The 17,770-nt window shown below is 70.3% G+C and carries 17 protein-coding genes and 1 pseudogene; 15 read left to right on the forward strand and 3 right to left on the reverse strand.

Going from position 1 to position 17,770, the window contains the following annotated elements; genetic code table 11:
• Positions 1-108: 108 nt before the first annotated feature.
• Complete coding sequence (locus ACFWPQ_RS29995) at positions 109-1,251, reverse strand: YihY/virulence factor BrkB family protein (RefSeq protein ID WP_384041428.1); 1,143 nt, start codon at positions 1,249-1,251, stop codon at positions 109-111.
• 127 nt (positions 1,252-1,378) lie between these two features.
• On the opposite strand from ACFWPQ_RS29995, the gene ACFWPQ_RS30000 reads away from it, so the two are divergent.
• From ACFWPQ_RS30000 to ACFWPQ_RS30070, 15 genes are all read left to right on the forward strand, one after another.
• Positions 1,379-3,016 (forward strand): acyl-CoA dehydrogenase family protein, encoded by a 1,638-nt coding sequence (locus ACFWPQ_RS30000; RefSeq protein ID WP_384041431.1) that lies wholly within the window; start codon positions 1,379-1,381, stop codon positions 3,014-3,016.
• 437 nt (positions 3,017-3,453) lie between these two features.
• A complete protein-coding gene (locus tag ACFWPQ_RS30005) occupies positions 3,454-4,731 on the forward strand; it encodes a GAF domain-containing protein (RefSeq protein WP_384041434.1) in 1,278 nt (425 codons plus the stop codon).
• Between the two features lie 184 nt (positions 4,732-4,915).
• The gene (locus ACFWPQ_RS30010) at positions 4,916-6,250 is read left to right on the forward strand and encodes a hypothetical protein (protein WP_384041438.1); all 1,335 of its coding nucleotides are present in this window, start codon (positions 4,916-4,918) and stop codon (positions 6,248-6,250) included.
• A 101-nt stretch (positions 6,251-6,351) separates the two neighbouring features.
• Positions 6,352-6,942: a GNAT family N-acetyltransferase gene (locus ACFWPQ_RS30015; protein WP_384041441.1), complete on the forward strand. Its 591-nt coding sequence runs from the start codon at positions 6,352-6,354 to the stop codon at positions 6,940-6,942.
• Positions 6,943-7,034: 92 nt separating this feature from the next.
• Positions 7,035-7,118 carry a putative leader peptide gene (locus ACFWPQ_RS30020; RefSeq protein WP_309500612.1) on the forward strand — a complete coding sequence of 28 codons (84 nt, stop codon included), beginning with the start codon at positions 7,035-7,037 and terminating at the stop codon, positions 7,116-7,118.
• A gap of 127 nt (positions 7,119-7,245) precedes the next feature.
• Complete coding sequence (locus ACFWPQ_RS30025) at positions 7,246-8,943, forward strand: nitrite/sulfite reductase (RefSeq protein WP_384041444.1); 1,698 nt, start codon at positions 7,246-7,248, stop codon at positions 8,941-8,943.
• Positions 8,940-9,119 (forward strand): hypothetical protein, encoded by a 180-nt coding sequence (locus ACFWPQ_RS30030; protein ID WP_384041447.1) that lies wholly within the window; start codon positions 8,940-8,942, stop codon positions 9,117-9,119. The genes ACFWPQ_RS30025 and ACFWPQ_RS30030 overlap by 4 nt, the downstream gene beginning before the upstream one ends.
• On the forward strand, positions 9,116-9,826 hold the full coding sequence (locus ACFWPQ_RS30035; RefSeq protein WP_384041449.1) for a phosphoadenylyl-sulfate reductase: 711 nt from the start codon (positions 9,116-9,118) through the stop codon (positions 9,824-9,826). Before ACFWPQ_RS30030 ends, ACFWPQ_RS30035 begins: the two co-directional genes overlap by 4 nt.
• Positions 9,823-10,449: an adenylyl-sulfate kinase gene (gene cysC, locus ACFWPQ_RS30040; RefSeq protein WP_384041451.1), complete on the forward strand. Its 627-nt coding sequence runs from the start codon at positions 9,823-9,825 to the stop codon at positions 10,447-10,449. Before ACFWPQ_RS30035 ends, cysC begins: the two co-directional genes overlap by 4 nt.
• Positions 10,446-11,384, forward strand: coding sequence for a sulfate adenylyltransferase subunit CysD (gene cysD, locus ACFWPQ_RS30045; RefSeq protein ID WP_384041453.1), 939 nt, complete (start codon positions 10,446-10,448; stop codon positions 11,382-11,384). The genes cysC and cysD overlap by 4 nt, the downstream gene beginning before the upstream one ends.
• A 2-nt stretch (positions 11,385-11,386) precedes the next feature.
• Positions 11,387-12,724, forward strand: a complete 1,338-nt coding sequence (locus ACFWPQ_RS30050; protein WP_384041456.1) for a sulfate adenylyltransferase subunit 1 — start codon at positions 11,387-11,389, stop codon at positions 12,722-12,724.
• 231 nt (positions 12,725-12,955) lie between these two features.
• Entirely contained in the window at positions 12,956-14,068 is a 1,113-nt protein-coding gene (locus ACFWPQ_RS30055) for an aliphatic sulfonate ABC transporter substrate-binding protein (RefSeq protein WP_384041459.1), read from the forward strand.
• Between the two features lie 10 nt (positions 14,069-14,078).
• Complete coding sequence (locus tag ACFWPQ_RS30060) at positions 14,079-14,882, forward strand: ABC transporter ATP-binding protein (RefSeq protein ID WP_384041462.1); 804 nt, start codon at positions 14,079-14,081, stop codon at positions 14,880-14,882.
• A complete protein-coding gene (locus tag ACFWPQ_RS30065; protein WP_384041465.1) occupies positions 14,869-15,747 on the forward strand; it encodes an ABC transporter permease in 879 nt (292 codons plus the stop codon). Before ACFWPQ_RS30060 ends, ACFWPQ_RS30065 begins: the two co-directional genes overlap by 14 nt.
• Positions 15,748-15,752: 5 nt before the next feature.
• Positions 15,753-16,499, forward strand: a complete 747-nt coding sequence (locus ACFWPQ_RS30070) for a sirohydrochlorin chelatase (RefSeq protein WP_384041468.1) — start codon at positions 15,753-15,755, stop codon at positions 16,497-16,499.
• Positions 16,500-16,608: 109 nt separating this feature from the next.
• Here the strand turns inward: ACFWPQ_RS30070 and ACFWPQ_RS30075 are convergent, their stop codons facing one another.
• Together ACFWPQ_RS30075 and ACFWPQ_RS30080 are read right to left on the reverse strand one after the other, a co-directional pair.
• Entirely contained in the window at positions 16,609-17,142 is a 534-nt protein-coding gene (locus ACFWPQ_RS30075) for an RICIN domain-containing protein (protein ID WP_384041471.1), read from the reverse strand.
• Positions 17,143-17,537: 395 nt separating this feature from the next.
• A pseudogene (locus tag ACFWPQ_RS30080) lies at positions 17,538-17,723 on the reverse strand (TIGR03086 family protein); the annotation flags it as partial.
• Between the last annotated feature and the right edge of the window lie 47 nt (positions 17,724-17,770).

The following is a 17,770-nucleotide window of genomic DNA, read 5'->3' on the forward strand; positions in this document are numbered from 1 at the left end:
CGCTGGGGGTGCCCCCGGCCGAAGGCTGGGGGAGGAACTGCGCGAGCAACCACCCATAACCCGCACCCCGCCGAAAACCGCACCCCGACGGTGAAACCGCCTCGGCCCTCAAGCCTCCGGCTTATGAGGCGGATGGCTGCTCTTCACATGCGTACGCAACCGCGCCGTGACGTCCTCCGGCGGCAGGAACCGGGACCAGCGCTCGGGGAACTCCGACGGCATGTCGGGGTCGTCGGGGTCCCCCGGGTCGGCCTCCCGCGCCGCGGCCGCGCGGGCCACGTACTCGGCGACCTGGGCCTCCCGCAGCCGCTCGTTGGCCGCGCGCGCCGCGGCCGTCGCGGCGGCCGGCCAGACCCGGTCGATCGCGGCGTTCACGGCGGCGCCGACCAGCACGGCGAAGGCCGAGACGCCGATCCACAGGAGCACCGCGACGGACGCGGCGAGCGAGCCGTAGATCGTCGCGCCCTCGATCGTGTGGGTCAGGTAGATACGCAGCAGGAAGCTGCCGAGGACCCACATGGCCAGGGCGACCAGGGCACCGGGGACGTCCTCGACCCACGGCGAGCGCACCGGCACGGAGACGTGGTACAGCGTGGTCAGGAAGACGACGGACAGGACGATCACGACCGGCCAGTACAGGACCTGTACGAGCGTCTCCGACCAGGGCACGACCCCGACCACCGCGTCCGGTCCGGCCACCATCAGCGGCAGCGCCACCGAGCCGATCAGCAGCGCGGCGATGAAGAGCAGGAAGGAGACGATCCGGGTCTTCACGATGCCCCGGACGCCGTCGAGGCCGTACATCACCGTGATCGTGTCGATGAAGACGTTCACCGCGCGGGAGCCCGACCACAGGGCGAACAGGAAGCCGATGGAGATGACGTCGGGGCGGCCGCCGCGTACCACGTCGTGCAGGATCGGCTCGGCGATCTCCTTCACGCCCTTGTCGGACAGGACCGTGCGGGAGGCGTCCAGGAGGTTGGCCTCCAGGCTCGCGATGGTGTGGGCGCCGGTCCAGGCGTCGACGTAGCCGAGCAGTCCGATGAGGCTGAGCAGCAGCGGGGGGACCGACAGCAGGGTGAAGAAGGCGGCCTCGGCGGCCAGGCCGAGGATGCGGTACTCGATGCAGGAATTGGTGGTGTCCTTGATCAGCAGCCAGGCCGTCCTGCGCTTGGAGACGTTCCGGTAGAGGGCTCTGGCCCGGTGGAGCCGGCCGGAGGGCCGCTCGGGAGTATCGCTTGCTGGCTGCACGCCCTAACGGTATCCGCCGTCCGGGGCCGTCCTCACCTCACGGGGCCCCGGCCGGGGCGGACGCGGTGGGCGGGGCCGTTGTGTCACGCTGGAGACCACCGCCGCCGCCCCGGGTAGGTTCGCAGACATGGCAGGCAACACCACGCATACCGTGAGCAACCAGCCGCCTCCGCTGGCCGGATACGACCTCTTCACCGCCGACCGGGCCCTCGTCGAGGCCGTCGACCGGCACACCGACCCCGAGCTGCTCGGCGTGGTGCGCACCGAGCTCTCGGAGATCGGCGCCTCGGCCGGTTCGGCGCAGGTGCAGGAGTGGGGGACACAGGCGAACGAGCATCCGCCGCGGCTGCGCACCCACGACCGCTACGGCCACCGGATCGACGAGGTCGAGTTCCATCCCGCCTGGCACCGGCTGCTCGGCAAGGGCGTCGGCGCGGGCCTGACCACCGGCTGGGTACGGCCGTCCGGGCACGTCCGGCGGGCCGCCGCCTTCCTGGTCTGGACCCAGGTCGAGGCCGGCAACTGCTGCCCGCTGTCGATGACCAACGCGGCGGTGCCCGCGCTGCGCACCGACCCGGAGCTGGCCGCCGTGTGGGAGCCGCTGCTGACGTCCACGGTCTACGACCGCGAGCTGCGGCCCGCGGCGCGGAAGGCCGGCGCCCTGTTCGGCATGGGCATGACGGAGAAGCAGGGCGGCAGCGACGTACGGGCGAACACGACCACCGCCGCCCCGCTCGCCGAGGCCGGGACGTACACCCTCACCGGACACAAGTGGTTCTGCTCGGCACCCATGTCGGACGGCTTCCTGGTGCTGGCCCAGGCGCCGGCCGGCCTCACCTGTCTCCTCGTGCCGCGCGTCCTGGCGGACGGCACCCGCAACGTCTTCCTCCTCCAGCGGCTCAAGGACAAGCTCGGCAACCGGTCCAACGCGTCGGGCGAGGTCGAGTTCGACGGGACCTGGGCGCGACGGGTGGGCGAGGAGGGGCGCGGGGTGCGGACCATCATCGAGATGGTCGCCGCGACCCGGCTGGACTGTGTGCTGGGCTCGGCGGGGCTGATGCGGCAGGCGGTGGCGCAGGCCGTGCACCACGCCACGCACCGCGAGGCGTTCGGCGGGCCGCTGGCCGACAAGCCGCTGATGCGCAACGTGCTGGCCGACCTCGCGATCGAGTCGGAGGCCGCGACCACCCTCGCGCTGCGGCTGGCCGCCGCCTACGACGACGGCGGCGAGGCCGAACGGGCCCTGCTCAGGCTGGCCCTGCCGGCCGCCAAGTACTGGGTGACCAAGCGCTGCGCACCCCTCGTCGTGGAGGTCGCGGAGTGCCTCGGCGGCAACGGCTACGTGGAGGAGTCGGGGCTGCCCCGGCTGGTCCGCGAGTCCCCGCTCAACTCCGTCTGGGAGGGCGCCGGCAACATCCAGGCCCTGGACGCGCTCCGCGCCCTGCACCGCGAACCGGGCGCACTGGACGCCTACCTCCAGGAGATCGGCCGGGCCCACGGCGCCGACCACCGCCTGGACCGCGCGGTCAAGGACCTCTTCTCCGAACTGGCCGACCTGGAGGGCATGGAGGCCCGAGCCAGACGCCTGGTGGAACGCCTGGCAACAGTCCTCCAGGGTTCACTGCTGGTCCGCTTCGCACCGCCGGAGGTGGCAGACGCCTTCTGCGCGTCGAGGCTGGGCAACAACTGGGGTTCAAGCTTCGGCACCCTGCCAAGCACCCTGGACCTCACCGCGGTGGTGGACCGAGCCCGGGTGACTTCTTGAGACACGGAAGCTGCCCTGCCTGAAGGGGCGCGGGGCTGTATTCGATATGCGGCTACCGCCGCGCGGGCGCGAGCAACCCCCCACAACCGTCAGCCGCCAACGCACCTGGGAGCGCACCCCCTGCTGCGAACGGCCCCCCGCCGGGCGGCAGGGGTGGTGCTGCGCCGACACGGCACCACCCCCACCTCTTCGGCCCATGTCAGGCCTCCGACGCCGTGGCGTCGGCTCAAGTTTCGGCCACCCCCGGCCCGTTCACCAGGGTTGCAAGGGGTTGCAACATATCGGTGACTGTGTGCGGACTGTGTGCCTCCGGCACCGGAAAACGGCAGTATAAGACGCGCAGTCGGACCGGAAACCGCCGCCCGGACGGCTTGACAGCGACTCATCGATGCCTTTTTCGAGGCGTATCCGGGAGGACCTCTGTGGGGAACCCGCCGATGGACGTGGCGCGACTCGCCGCGAAGGACGCGGCGCAGGCGGCGCGGGTACTGAACGAGGTGCGCGAGGCCAGACTCGCCGGACAGCGTGGGCGGGTCTCGCCCCGGCCGGTGATCGAACAGTCCTGGGGACGGATGCTGCGCAGCGGCGTCGACCCGGACCACGACTTCCGTTCGGGGCTGCTGTCCGCCGAGGAAGTCCGGCGCAGACGCGAGGAGTCACCGCTCAAGGACGTGCTGCCGGTGCTGCGCGAGGGGCTGCTTTCGGTCGCGGACGTCGCCCAGCACATCATGGTGGTGGCGGATGCCGACGGCCGGGTGCTGTGGCGGGAGGGTTCGTCGCCGGTGCTGCGCAAGGCGGACGGGCTGGGCTTCGAACTCGGCGCCGACTGGCGGGAAGACGTCGTCGGGACCAACGGGGTCGGCACCCCGGCGGTGGAGCGCAGGCCCGTGCAGGTGTTCGCCGCCGAGCACTTCGTCCGCTCGCACGTCTCCTGGACGTGTTCCGGCGCCCCGATCACGGACCCCCGGGACGGCAGCCTGCTCGGCGTGGTGGACGTCAGCGGCCCGCTGGAGACGATGCATCCGGCCACCCTGGCCTGGGTGAACTCGGTGGCGAAGCTCGCCGAGGCCCGGCTGCGGGAGTTGCACCTGGACGCGCTGGAGCGGCTGCGGGCGGTCGCGGCGCCGGTGCTGGCCCGGCTCGGCGGGCGGGCGGTGGTGGTGGACGCCGACGGCTGGACCGCGGCGGTCACCGGCATGCCGTATCCGCGGCGGCTCTCACTGCCCAAGTCACTGTCGCCGGGCCGCCGGTGGCTGCCCGCGCTCGGGCTGTGCGCGGTGGAGCCGCTGGCCGGGGGCTGGTTGCTGCGGGCGGTGGACGACCCGGCGCCGGTGGGCGGGGGCCGGCTCGTGCTCGACCTGGCCAGGCCGCGCCGGCCCTCCGTGACGGTCGGCGGCGGTGCGAGCTCGTGGTCCCGTGAACTCAGTCCCCGGCATGCCGAGTTGCTGTATCTGCTGGCGGTGCGGCGCGCCGGGCGCAGTGCGGCCGGGCTGGCCGAGGACGTCTTCGGGGACGCCTCGCGGACCGTGACCGTACGCGCTGAGATGTCCAGGATCCGGCGGTATCTCGGGGCACTTCTCGAACACCGGCCGTACCGCTTCCGCGACGACGCCGAGATCGAGGTGCTGCTCCCCGACGATCCGCGCGACCTGCTGCCGTACTCGACCGCGCCGGTCGTGGCGGCGGGCCGGACGCCGGGACTCCGGCCCGGATGAGGGTCCTCGCTCCCGGACTTATTTAACGCATCCGGGGCATCGGAGGAGGTATCTTCCGCATATTTGCGGGGTCTTCGAGGCACGGCGACTCCGGCTGCCGTAGCATCCCGGTACGGGCCTCCCCACCTGCTCCTTGGTCAACGCTCGGACCATGAGGCGCAGTTGGCCCGCCTCGGGAGGACACATGAAGCATCGCGGCAGACACCGACGGCGCAGACGGGGCGCGGCCCTGCGCGCCGCCCTGGCCGGGACCGCGCTGGCGCTCACCGCGACGGCCACGATCGTCAGCGCCTCGCAGGCCACGGTCGCCGAGGACCCCGGCGCGCTCAAGCCACTGACCTCCACCACCGACATCGCTCCGCTGCAGCTCCAGGAACACCTCGTACCGCGCCGCTCACTGGACCGGCTCGCCTCCGCGATGGGCGGCACGGTCGGGGTCGCCGACGTGCTGGCCGAGGCCGACCACACCCTGCGCGAGGCGGCCGACTGCGACTCCGACGACCGGGACTCGCTGCCGGTCACCCCGGCCACCACCGAGGCGTACTGCTGGGACCCCACCGACACCCTCACCGACGACTGGCAGCCGGCCTCGGTGACCACCTCCTCGGAGGCCGACGACGACGGCCTGTGGGGCGCCAACCGGGTCGTCCTGGCCGGCTGGACGCACAGCACCACCACCGGCCCCGCCGCCTCCCGGGGCCTGGCCAGGGTCGCGGTGATCAACGCGAACGACCCCGCCCACCCCTCCTACTCCTGGGTCCTGCTGACCGTGCCCAGCGCCGACGGCAGCACCTACCGGGGCCTGACCTCGCAGATCTCCGGGATGGCCTGGTACGAGGACAAGCTCCTGGTCACCACCACCGAGGGCAGCGCCGACGCGCTCTACGTCTACGACCTCAACCGCATCCAGCGCACCTCGGTGCTGACCGACGCGGTCGGCCGGGTGTCCGGCGGCTGGTCGGCCGACGGCTTCCGGTACGTGATGCCCGCCGTGGGCTCGTACCGCTACTCCGCCGGGGCCTGCTCCCGGACCGGCGCGCCCTGTCCGAGCGCGCTCTCCGTGGACCGGGGGACGGCCCCGGACAGCCTGGTCCTCGGCGAGTGGACGCCCGTCGGCAGCGATCAGCACGCCCGGCTGTGGCGGTACGCGTTCGACGAGAGCCCGAAGCGCGACGGACTGCTCACCACGGACACCTTCGGCCGGGCCGACGCGGTCGAGGCGTACCGGACCGGGGCCTCGGAGATCCGGGGCGTCCTGTCGTACCGGCCGCCGGGCGCGACGGACTCCGAGTGGTACGTGGGTCATCTGCCCGGCGCCATGGACGGGCACGGCAGTCTGTGGCGGCAGGACGCCAAGGGTGCCCGTGCGGCCGGCTGCGGCTCGGACGCCTCGCACCGCTGCTGGGGCGAGGACACCGGCTCGCTCTCCTACGCGCCGGACACGGGCGAGGTGTGGTCGGTCACCAACCGCATGCTGTTCTCGGTCCCGCTGCGCTCGATCGACGCGTCGCTCGGATAACGGCCGCCGGCGCGTCGGCAGCCGCCGCCGGACCGGCCGTCGGCGCGTCGCTCCGGCGGCGGCTGTCGACATGTCCGGGGCCGGGATGATTGCCTGGCCCCATGAGCAGCATCGTCGTGACCACCTGGTCCCTGGAGCAGACCTCCCCGGCCGACCTCCTGCCCGCCGCCGTCCCGGACGGCGACACGGTCGAGGTCGTCCGCTCCGAGGTCCCCTCCCCCGAGTTCAGCCGCTTCCTGTACGCCTCGGTCGGCGGTGACATCCGCTGGACCGACCGGCTGGGCTGGAGCCACGCCCGCTGGCAGCAGTACCTGGAGCGGCCGGGCGCGGAGACCTGGGTCGCATACGACCGGGGCACCCCGGCGGGCTACATCGAGCTCGACCCGCAGGACGACGGAGTCGTGGAGATCACCTACTTCGGTCTGATACCGGCGTTCCGGGGCCGCCGCATCGGCGGTCATCTGCTCTCGTACGGCACCGCGCGGGCCTGGGACCTCGCGGAGCGGTGGGACGGGCGGCCGCCGACGAAGCGGGTGTGGGTGCACACCTGCAGTCTGGACGGCGAGCACGCGATGGCGAACTATCAGCGGCGGGGGTTCCGGCTCTTCGACACGAAGAGTGCGGAGGAACCGGACGTCTCGGCGCCCGGACCGTGGCCCGGGGCGCACACCACGGCGCGGAACGGGGCGTGACCCAGAACACTCCGTCTCACTATTCAGAATAGATCCGTCCGAATCGCGGACGATGGTGGACTGGCCGGAGATCCGCGTGACACGCTTCCGTCATGTCTGGAACTGGGATTGCCTTGGTGAGTCGGCGGCACGTCGACCTCGGCCGCATGTCCAGCGCCATCTGTCCGGCGGGCTGAGAGCACAGCACCGCCGCGTTCCCTTGTCCGGACCTCCCCCTTGCGCAGTGCCGCGCAGACATGCCCTCGTGCGCCCGTAGGCGCAGTTCAGAGCCGCTTCCCCGCTGTCTGAAGGACGTATATCACCATGGCCGCCACCCCGCAGAACCCTGCCGCCTCCGCGCCCCGCCGCAAGGTGAGCCGTCACCGCGGCGAGGGTCAGTGGGCCATGGGGCACTTCACCCCGCTCAACGGCAACGAGCAGTTCAAGAAGGACGACGACGGTCTCAATGTGCGGACACGCATTGAGACGATCTACTCCAAGCGCGGCTTCGACTCGATCGACCCCAACGACCTGCGTGGACGTATGCGCTGGTGGGGCCTGTACACGCAGCGCAAGCCCGGCATCGACGGCGGCAAGACCGCCATCCTGGAGCCGGAGGAGCTGGACGACGAGTACTTCATGCTGCGGGTGCGGATCGACGGCGGCCGGCTCACCACGCAGCAGCTGCGGGTGATCGGGGAGATCTCGCAGGAGTTCGCGCGCGGCACCGCGGACCTCACCGACCGGCAGAACGTGCAGTACCACTGGATCCGGATCGAGGACGTGCCCGAGATCTGGCAGCGGCTGGAGGCCGTCGGCCTGTCCACCACGGAGGCCTGCGGTGACACGCCCCGGGTGATCCTCGGCTCACCGGTCGCCGGCATCGCCGCCGACGAGATCGTCGACGGCACCCCGGCCATCGACGAGATCCAGCGCCGGGTCATCGGCAACAAGGCCTTCTCGAACCTGCCCCGCAAGTTCAAGTCCGCGATCTCCGGCTCGCCGCTGCTCGACGTGGCGCACGAGATCAACGACATCGCGTTCGTCGGCGTGGACCACCCCGAGCACGGCCCGGGCTTCGACCTGTGGGTCGGCGGCGGCCTGTCCACCAACCCCAAGATCGGCGTCCGGCTCGGTGCCTGGGTCCCGCTGGACGAGGTGCCCGACGTCTACGAGGGCGTCATCTCGATCTTCCGCGACTACGGCTACCGGCGGCTGCGCACCCGCGCCCGGCTGAAGTTCCTGGTGGCCGACTGGGGCGCGGAGAAGTTCCGTCAGGTGCTGGAGGACGAGTACCTGAAGCGGAAGCTCGTCGACGGGCCGGCCCCGGCGCAGCCCGTCGAGCGCTGGCGCGACCACGTCGGTGCGCACCGCCAGAAGGACGGCAACTTCTACGTCGGGTTCGCCCCGCGCGTCGGCCGCGTGGACGGCGCCACCCTGGCGAAGATCGCGGACCTGGCGGAGGCGCACGGCTCCGGGCGGGTCCGTACCACCGCCGAGCAGAAGATGATCGTCCTCGATGTCACGGAGGACCAGGTCGAGTCGCTGGTCGAGGCCCTGGAGGCGCTCGACCTGACCGCCAAGCCGTCCCCGTTCCGGCGCGGCACCATGGCCTGCACCGGCATCGAGTACTGCAAGCTCGCCATCGTCGAGACCAAGGCGCGCGGCGCCTCGCTCATCGACGAGCTGGAGCGCCGGCTGCCGGACTTCGGCGAGCCGCTCACCATCAACATCAACGGCTGTCCGAACGCCTGCGCCCGTATCCAGGTCGCGGACATCGGTCTCAAGGGCCAGCTGGTCCTGAACGACGCGGGCGAGCAGGTCGAGGGCTTCCAGGTGCACCTGGGCGGCGCGCTCGGCCTGGAGGCCGGGTTCGGCCGCAAGGTCCGCGGTCTCAAGGTGACCTCGGAGGAGCTGCCGGACTACGTCGAGCGGGTGCTCCGGCGCTTCCAGGCGGAGCGCGAGGACGGCGAGCGGTTCGCCGTCTGGGCGTCCCGCGCCAGTGAGGAGGCCCTCTCATGAGCGAGCGGGCCGCCCCCTTCTACTGCCCCTACTGCGGCGACGAGGACCTGCGTCCGAACGAGCAGGGCCACGGCGCCTGGGAATGCGCGGCCTGCAATCGCGCATTCCAGCTGAAGTTCCTCGGGCTGCTCGCCCGGGGGCTGAAGCACTCCGAAGCTGGAGGGGAACGGATATGACCACGGCTCAGGAAGACCGGACGACCGACGAACTGAAGGCGCTGGCCGAGCAGGCCGGCCGCGACCTGGAGAACGCCTCCGCCCTGGAGATCCTCCAGTGGGCGGTGGACACCTTCGGCAGGGGCTTCTGCGTGACCTCCTCCATGGAGGACGCGGTGGTGGCCCATCTGGCGTCCCGCGTCCAGAAGGGCGTCGACGTCGTCTTCCTCGACACCGGCTACCACTTCCCGGAGACCATCGGCACCCGGGACGCGGTCGAGGCCGTGATGGACGTCAACGTCATCACCCTCACCCCGCGCCAGACCGTCGCCGAGCAGGACGCCGAGTACGGCCCCAGGCTGCACGACCGCGACCCCGACCTGTGCTGCAGGCTCCGCAAGGTCCTGCCCCTGGAGCGGGGTCTGACGAAGTACACGGCCTGGGCGACCGGGCTGCGCCGCGACGAGTCCGAGACCCGGGCGAACACCCCGGTCGTCGGCTGGGACGAGAATCGGCAGAAGGTCAAGATCTCCCCGATCGCCCGCTGGACCCAGGACGACGTGGACGACTACGTCGCCGAACACGGTGTCCTGACCAACCCGCTGCTGATGGACGGCTACACGTCCGTCGGCTGCGCGCCCTGCACCCGCCGGGTGCTGGAGGGCGAGGACGCACGCGCCGGGCGCTGGGCGGGGCGGGCCAAGACCGAGTGCGGACTGCACGGATGACGGCCAACGGGCTTTCGACGACCCAGACGCCCCGGACCCAGACGACTCAGACCCAGACGACCCCATCGACGAACCAGGAGAACGACGTGACGACCGGAGCCACCGTCTGGCTCACGGGTCTGCCGAGTGCCGGCAAGACCACCATCGCGTACGAGCTGGCCGCCCGGCTGCGCGAGGAGGGCCACCTCGTCGAGGTGCTCGACGGCGACGAGATCCGCGAGTTCATCTCGGCGGGCCTCGGCTTCAGCCGCGAGGACCGGCACACCAACGTGCAGCGCATCGGCTTCGTCGCCGAGCTGCTGGCCCGCAACGGCGTCAAGGCGCTCGTCCCGGTGATCGCCCCCTACGCGGACAGCCGCGACGCGGTGCGGGGGCGCCACGACGAGAACGGCACCGCGTACGTCGAGGTGCACGTGGCGACCCCGGTCGAGGTGTGCTCCGTACGCGACGTGAAGGGTCTGTACGCCAAGCAGGCCGCGGGTGAACTGACCGGGCTGACCGGCGTCGACGACCCGTACGAGGAGCCCGAGACGCCCGATCTGCGGATCGAGTCGCAGCACCAGAGCGTGCAGGAGTCGGCGGCGTCCGTGCACGCCCTGCTGAGCGGGAAAGGACTGGCATGACGACGACCGTGGCGGCTCACGGGGAGGGCACGGGCACCCCGTACGCCCTGTCCCACCTGGACGCGCTGGAGTCCGAGGCGGTCCACATCTTCCGCGAGGTGGCGGGCGAGTTCGAGCGGCCGGTGATCCTGTTCTCCGGCGGCAAGGACTCCATCGTCATGCTGCACCTGGCGCTCAAGGCCTTCGCCCCGGCCGCGATCCCGTTCTCGCTGCTGCACGTGGACACCGGACACAACTTCCCCGAGGTCCTCGCCTACCGCGACCGCACGGTCGAGCAGCACGGACTGCGCCTGCACGTGGCCTCCGTCCAGGACTACATCGACCGCGGCGTACTGCGCGAGCGGCCGGACGGCGTCCGCAACCCGCTCCAGACGCTGCCGCTGACGGAGAAGATCCAGAGCGAGCGCTTCGACGCGGTCTTCGGTGGCGGCCGCCGCGACGAGGAGAAGGCCCGCGCCAAGGAGCGGGTGTTCTCGCTGCGCGACGAGTTCTCGCAGTGGGACCCGCGCCGCCAGCGCCCCGAGCTGTGGAACCTCTACAACGGCCGGCACGCCCCCGGCGAGCACGTCCGCGTGTTCCCGCTCTCCAACTGGACCGAGCTGGACGTCTGGCAGTACATCGCCCGCGAGGGCATCGAGCTGCCGCAGATCTACTTCGCGCACGAGCGCGAGGTGTTCCAGCGCGGCGGCATGTGGCTGACCGCCGGCGAGTGGGGCGGCCCGAAGGACGGCGAGACGGTCGAGAAGCGCCAGGTGCGCTACCGGACCGTCGGCGACATGTCCTGCACCGGCGCCGTCGACTCCGGCGCCGACTCGCTGGACGCCGTGATCGCCGAGATCGCCGCCTCCCGGCTCACCGAGCGCGGCGCCACCCGGGCCGACGACAAGCTCTCCGAGGCCGCGATGGAAGACCGCAAGCGCGAGGGGTACTTCTAAGCATGAGCACCAGCACCACGGAACTCGGCCTCACCGAGACGACCCTGCTGCGGTTCGCCACCGCCGGCTCCGTCGACGACGGCAAGTCCACCCTCGTCGGACGGCTGCTGCACGACTCCAAGTCGGTCCTCACCGACCAGCTGGAGGCCGTCGAGCGCGCCTCCGCCAGCCGCGGCCAGGACGCCCCCGACCTCGCCCTCCTCACCGACGGGCTGCGCGCCGAACGCGAGCAGGGCATCACCATCGACGTGGCGTACCGCTACTTCGCCACCCCGAAGCGCCGGTTCATCCTCGCCGACACCCCGGGCCACGTGCAGTACACCCGCAACATGGTGACGGGTGCCTCCACCGCCGAGCTGACCGTGGTCCTGGTCGACGCCCGCAACGGCGTCGTCGAGCAGACCCGCCGGCACGCCGCGATCGCCGCCCTGCTGCGCGTCCCGCACGTCGTGCTGGCCGTGAACAAGATGGACCTGGTCGGCTACCAGGAGTCGATCTTCGCGGGGATCGCCGAGGAGTTCACGGCGTACGCGACCGAGCTGGGCGTCCCCGAGGTCACCGCGATCCCGATCTCGGCGCTCGTCGGCGACAACGTCGTGGAGCCGTCCGCGAACATGGACTGGTACGGCGGCCCCACCGTCCTTGAGCACCTGGAGACCGTCCCGGTCGCCCACGACCTGAGCCACTGCCACGCGCGGCTGCCCGTGCAGTACGTGATCCGCCCGCAGACCGCCGAGCACCCGGACTACCGCGGTTACGCCGGCCAGATCGCGGCCGGCACCTTCCACGTCGGCGAGGCGGTCACGGTCCTGCCGTCCGGCCGTACGACGACGATCTCCGGCATCGACCTGCTCGGCAAGCCGGTCGACACGGCGTGGACCACCCAGTCGGTGACCATCCTGCTCGCGGACGACATCGACGTCTCGCGCGGCGACCTGATCGTGCCGACGAAGGACGCCCCGGCGACCACCCAGGACGTCGAGGCGACCGTCTGCCACGTCGCCGACCAGCCGCTGACCGTCGGCCACCGGGTGCTGCTCAAGCACGGCACCCGCACGGTCAAGGCGGTCGTCAAGGACATCCCGTCCCGTCTCACGCTCGACGACCTGTCCCTGCACCCGCACCCGGGGCAGCTCGTCGCCAACGACATCGGCCGGGTGAAGATCCGTACCGCCGAGCCGCTGCCGGTCGACTCCTACGCCGACTCGCGCCGCACCGGCTCGTTCATCCTGATCGACCCCGCCGACGGCACCACGCTCACCGCGGGCATGGTCGGCGAGTCGTTCGCCTCCCCCGAGCCGGTCAAGGACGAGACCGAAGACGACGGCTGGGACTTCTGACATGACGATGACCGACGTCTACGCGACGTTCGCGAAGGAGGGCGGCCGCGTCGGCAGCGGCGACCTCGGGAGCGGGCAGGGCGGGGTGGCGCGATGTGCGTGAAGACGTACGCGCACTGCCTGCGCGCCCCGGCCCCCCACCCGACGTCCCGGATGCGACGAAGACCTGCCGACCTCCCGGCCACGACCTGAAAGACCGTGACCGCCGGGCCAACGAGAGGAAAGCCTCCCGTGCCTGTCAACCGCTCAACGCTCCTTCGCCGCGGCATCGCCGTGGTAGCCGCACTTCCGCTTCTCACGCTCGCCGCTTGCGGCTACGGGTCCAAGTCCACGACCGACAACGCCAAGGAGAAGGTCGCCGCCGGCTCGTCGAAGATCGAAGGTCTCGACTCCGTCAAGATCGGCTATTTCGGCAACCTGACCCACGGCACCGCGCTGGTCGCCCGTCAGCAGGGCCTGTTCCAGAAGGAGCTGGGCGCCACCAAGGCCGCGTACCAGATCTTCAATGCGGGCCCCTCGGAGATCGAGGCTCTCAACTCGGGCTCCATCGACATCGGCTGGATCGGCCCCTCTCCCTCGATCAACGGATACGTCAAGTCGAACGGCAAGGGCCTGAAGATCATCGGTGGTTCGGCGTCCGGCGGTGTGAAGCTCGTCGTCAACCCGAAGAAGATCAAGACGCTGGCGGACGTCAAGGGCAAGAAGATCGCGACGCCGCAGCTGGGCAACACGCAGGACGTGGCGTTCCTCAACTGGATCGCCGACCAGGGCTGGAAGGTCGACGCGAACACCGGCAAGGGTGATGTGTCGGTGGTCCGCACCGACAACAAGATCACCCCGGACGCCTACGCGTCCGGCGCCATCGACGGTGCCTGGGTGCCGGAGCCGACCGCGTCCAAGCTGGTCGCCGAGGGGGGCAAGGTACTCCTCGACGAGGCGTCGCTGTGGCCGGACAAGAAGTTCGTGATCACGAACATCATCGTGCGGGCCGACTTCCTGAAGGAGCACCCGAAGGCCGTCGAGGCGGTGCTGAAGGCCTCGGTCGAGGCCAACAAGTGGATCAACGCCAACTCCGACAAGGCGAAGGCGGTCGCCAACAAGCAGCTCGAGGCTGACTCCGGCAAGGCGCTCCCGGCGAACGTCCTGGATCCTGCCTGGAAGTCGATCCAGTTCACCGACGACCCGCTGGCCTCCACCCTCAACACCGAGGCGGACCACGCGGTCAAGGCCGGTCTGCTGGAGAAGCCCGATCTGAAGGGCATCTACGACCTCACGATCCTCAACAAGGTCCTCAAGGCCGAGGGCGAGAGCACGGTCGACGACGCCGGTCTCGGCGCCAGCTGATCCACGCCCGATGAGTTCCCAGGAGGTGACGACCATGGCAACGACCCTCGCCAAGGCGGAAGAGTCGGTGGAGTACGCCGCTCGCCTTGAGCATGTCTCGAAGTCCTTCGCAGGACCGGGCGGGCAGCAGCTCGTCCTGGACGACATCAGCCTCGATGTCGCGCCCGGCGAGTTCGTCACCCTCCTGGGGGCCTCGGGCTGCGGCAAGTCCACCCTGCTGAACCTGGTGGCGGGCCTGGACCAGCCGACCGTCGGCTCCATCGCCACGGACGGCCGCCCGGCCCTGATGTTCCAGGAGCACGCGCTCTTCCCATGGCTGACCGCGGGCAAGAACATCGAACTCGCCCTCAAGCTCAGGGGAGTTCCGAAGAACGACCGGCGGGGCAAGACCGAGGAACTGCTCGAACTCGTCCGACTGAAGGGTGCGTACGGCAAGCGCGTCCACGAGCTGTCGGGCGGTATGCGGCAACGCGTGGCACTGGCCCGGGCGCTCGCTCAGGAAAGCAGTCTGCTACTGATGGACGAGCCGTTCGCGGCCCTGGACGCCATCACGCGAGACGTGCTGCACGACGAACTGACCCGGATCTGGGCGGAGACCGGCCTGTCCGTCCTCTTCGTCACGCACAACGTGCGTGAGGCGGTGCGGCTCGCCCAGCGGGTGATCCTGCTGTCGTCCCGCCCGGGACGGATCGCGCGCGAGTGGACAGTCGGCATCCCGCAGCCACGCCGCATCGAGGACGCGCCGGTTGCCGAACTGTCCCTTGAGATAACCGACGTACTGCGTGGGGAGATCCGCCGTCATGGCCAGCACTGAGACAACGCCGGCGCAGGACGCCGGAAGCGTGGAGGCGGGTCTCGACGCGCTGGAGACCACGGCCACCGGCCGTACGCCGTTCGCGGAGACCTTCAAGAACAAGATCCTTCCGCCCATCGTCGCCATCGCCGTGGTGCTGGTGGCCTGGAGCCTGCTCTACCCGGTCGTCGATAACCCGTCGAAGCTGCCCTCCCCCGCCGACGTCTGGGGCGCGGTCGAGGACCAGTGGGTCAAGGGGACTTTGCTCAGCTACATCTGGGGCAGCGTCTCCCGCGGTCTGCTCGGCTTCCTGCTCGCGCTGGCCATCGGCACGCCGCTGGGCCTGCTGGTGGCGCGGGTGAAGTTCGTGCGCGCGGCGTTCGGCCCGATCCTCTCCGGGCTCCAGTCGCTGCCTTCGGTCGCCTGGGTCGCGCCCGCGGTGATCTGGCTGGGCCTGAACAACTCGGTGATGTTCACGGTGATCCTGCTCGGCGCGGTCCCCTCGATCGCCAACGGTCTGGTGTCAGGTGTCGACCAGATCCCCCCGCTGTTCCTGCGCGCGGGCCGCACCCTGGGTGCGACGGGTCTGCGCGGCACCTGGCACATCGTGATGCCGGCGGCACTGCCCGGCTATGTGGCCGGCCTGAAGCAGGGGTGGGCCTTCTCCTGGCGTTCGCTGATGGCCGCCGAGATCATCGCCCAGTCGCCGGACATGGGCATGGGTCTCGGGCAGTTGCTGGAGGTGGGCCGTACCAACAGCGACATGGCGACGGTCTTCCTCGCCATCCTGCTCATCCTGTTCGTCGGCATCGCGATCGACCTGCTGATCTTCAGTCCGCTGGAGCGGTGGGTGCTGCGCAGCCGTGGTCTGCTGGTGAAGAGCTGAGGTCCATGCGTACGAAGCCCGTTCTCCTCGTCATCGCCCACGGCAGCCGTGATCCGCGGCATGCGGCGACCGTCCACGCCCTGGTGCGCAGGGTACGGTCGCTGCGGCCCGGGCTGCGCGTGGAGACGGGCTTCCTCGACTTCAACATCCCGTCCGTGCACGGGGTACTGGAGTCCCTGGCGGCGGAGGGTGTCCGTGACGTCGTGGCCCTGCCGTTGCTGTTGACCCGCGCCTTCCACGCGAAGGCGGACATCCCGGCCGTACTACAGGGTGCGCCGCCGCGGCTGCGGATCCGGCAGGCGGACGTGCTCGGCCCGTCCCCGCTGCTCCTGTCGGCCCTGGAGCGGCGCCTGTACGAGGCCGGGCTACCCCCCGCGGACAAGTCCTCGACCGGGGTCGTGCTGGCCTCTGCGGGGTCCACCGACCCGGAGGCGATCGCAGTGATCGCAGACATCGCGCGGGAGTGGCGGCGCACCGGCTGGTACGCCGTGCGGCCTGCGTTCGCCTCCGCGGCCCTCCCCCGCACCGAGGACGCGGTACGCGAGCTCAGGGAGCTGGGCTGCGCCCGGGTCGCGGTGGCCCCGTACGTCCTCGCTCCGGGCTTCCTGCCCGACCGCATCGCGCGAGGCGCGGCGCAGGCAGACGTACTGGCCGACGTCCTGGGGCCGACGCCGGAAGTGGCACGTGTGCTGCTCGAACGGCACGACGAGGCCTCGGAGAAGCTGCTGGTGCTGCCGAGCATGAGCGCGTGAGCAACAGCGATTCTTCGGAGTCTGCCGGAAAGAAGAATTCCGGTGCGTTGAATCCATAAATTCAACGCACCGGAACGTACGGGCTTCCTCCCCGAATGCGGGGATCTTCCTACTTGCTCTGGAGGATCTGCCCGCCGCTGGTCTTGCTGTTGCACTTGGCCGTCACGATCCAGGTGCCGACCTTGTTGCTCTTGTTGTGCGGTGCGATGCAAAGACCGGTCTTGTAATTCTGCGCACCCCAGTAGGCCGACGTGTCCGAAGTGACGTACTTCCACTTCTGAGTGGTCGAACTGCCGCACTTCGTGGCATGCAACAGCCATTCACTGCCGGTCTTCTCCGTCTTGGCGCCGTCGAGGCACTTCCCGGTGTCCGAGGCCGGATGCAACGTAGCCACGACCGTACCGTTGTACTTGGCGAAGTCCATCCGCCAGACCTGGGCCGTGCCGTCGTTGCACTTCTGGATCTGCTCGCGCTTACCCTTGCTCGTGCTGGCCTTCGACTGGATGGCCAGGCAGATCTTCTTACCGTGCGTGAAATGGATCGTACGCCAGTAGGAGGCGTTGGCCGATGCCTCCCCCGCCGCGGCAAGGCTTCCGACGACACCGAGTGACAGGGTGGCCGCAAACACGGCGAGACGCTTCACATACATTCGACAAAACCCCCGGTTTTTCTGTGGATGACGACCTCGAAATATGTATCAGGAAGATCACCTAGGGAGCAAGCCAAATTTGCGGCGGGTGATGCGGACACGGCATTTTTTGAGCTTCTTCAGAGCTTCGCGGAGCAAATCGCACGACTGCTGTGAAATCCATGTGGATATGTGCATCATCAATGACGCCGGGTGCGTTCGCGGTCCGGCGCTCCCCTGTGACGTCGGACCGCGAACGGCCGGCCTGCGACGGGGCTCTCGCGCGCGTCGCTGTCGCGGCCTGCTCTAACTTCTGCGCCATACCAGGCGGACGTGTCACACCAGGGGCTTTACCGGTTAAGCCACCCAACGACTCTTCATTTGCGGCCAGTTGGTCAAGGTCATGCCGGTCAGCCCCGGGCGGGCCCGGGGTCCCGCCCGCATGAGGCCAGCGGGCGGTCGAAGACCGGGGCGTCATCCGGCTCCGGCACCGGGTCGGCGAAGCCGTCGTACTGCCGGCAGACCTCGCCGTGCCGCTCGACCACGTCGACGACGAAGCGAGCCGTGTCGTCGGAGACGCGGTACCGCAGGCCGGTGCGGCTGCCGAGCTGTGCCGCCGTGACGCCAAGGGCGACACGCGCCG

The sequence above is a fragment of the Streptomyces sp. NPDC058464 genome (assembly GCF_042721035.1).
Lineage (GTDB): Bacteria > Actinomycetota > Actinomycetes > Streptomycetales > Streptomycetaceae > Streptomyces.

What these genes read in the sequence shown, in the direction of transcription:
- ACFWPQ_RS30000 (WP_384041431.1), top strand. Translation starts at nt 1,379, where the DNA reads ATGGCAGGCAACACCACGCATACCGTGAGCAACCAGCCGCCTCCGCTG.
- ACFWPQ_RS30005 (WP_384041434.1), top strand. Translation starts at nt 3,454, where the DNA reads ATGGACGTGGCGCGACTCGCCGCGAAGGACGCGGCGCAGGCGGCGCGG.
- ACFWPQ_RS30010 (WP_384041438.1), top strand. Translation starts at nt 4,916, where the DNA reads ATGAAGCATCGCGGCAGACACCGACGGCGCAGACGGGGCGCGGCCCTG.
- ACFWPQ_RS30015 (WP_384041441.1), top strand. Translation starts at nt 6,352, where the DNA reads ATGAGCAGCATCGTCGTGACCACCTGGTCCCTGGAGCAGACCTCCCCG.
- ACFWPQ_RS30020 (WP_309500612.1), top strand. Translation starts at nt 7,035, where the DNA reads ATGTCTGGAACTGGGATTGCCTTGGTGAGTCGGCGGCACGTCGACCTC.
- ACFWPQ_RS30025 (WP_384041444.1), top strand. Translation starts at nt 7,246, where the DNA reads ATGGCCGCCACCCCGCAGAACCCTGCCGCCTCCGCGCCCCGCCGCAAG.
- ACFWPQ_RS30030 (WP_384041447.1), top strand. Translation starts at nt 8,940, where the DNA reads ATGAGCGAGCGGGCCGCCCCCTTCTACTGCCCCTACTGCGGCGACGAG.
- ACFWPQ_RS30035 (WP_384041449.1), top strand. Translation starts at nt 9,116, where the DNA reads ATGACCACGGCTCAGGAAGACCGGACGACCGACGAACTGAAGGCGCTG.
- cysC (WP_384041451.1), top strand. Translation starts at nt 9,823, where the DNA reads ATGACGGCCAACGGGCTTTCGACGACCCAGACGCCCCGGACCCAGACG.
- cysD (WP_384041453.1), top strand. Translation starts at nt 10,446, where the DNA reads ATGACGACGACCGTGGCGGCTCACGGGGAGGGCACGGGCACCCCGTAC.
- ACFWPQ_RS30050 (WP_384041456.1), top strand. Translation starts at nt 11,387, where the DNA reads ATGAGCACCAGCACCACGGAACTCGGCCTCACCGAGACGACCCTGCTG.
- ACFWPQ_RS30060 (WP_384041462.1), top strand. Translation starts at nt 14,079, where the DNA reads ATGAGTTCCCAGGAGGTGACGACCATGGCAACGACCCTCGCCAAGGCG.
- ACFWPQ_RS30065 (WP_384041465.1), top strand. Translation starts at nt 14,869, where the DNA reads ATGGCCAGCACTGAGACAACGCCGGCGCAGGACGCCGGAAGCGTGGAG.
- ACFWPQ_RS30070 (WP_384041468.1), top strand. Translation starts at nt 15,753, where the DNA reads ATGCGTACGAAGCCCGTTCTCCTCGTCATCGCCCACGGCAGCCGTGAT.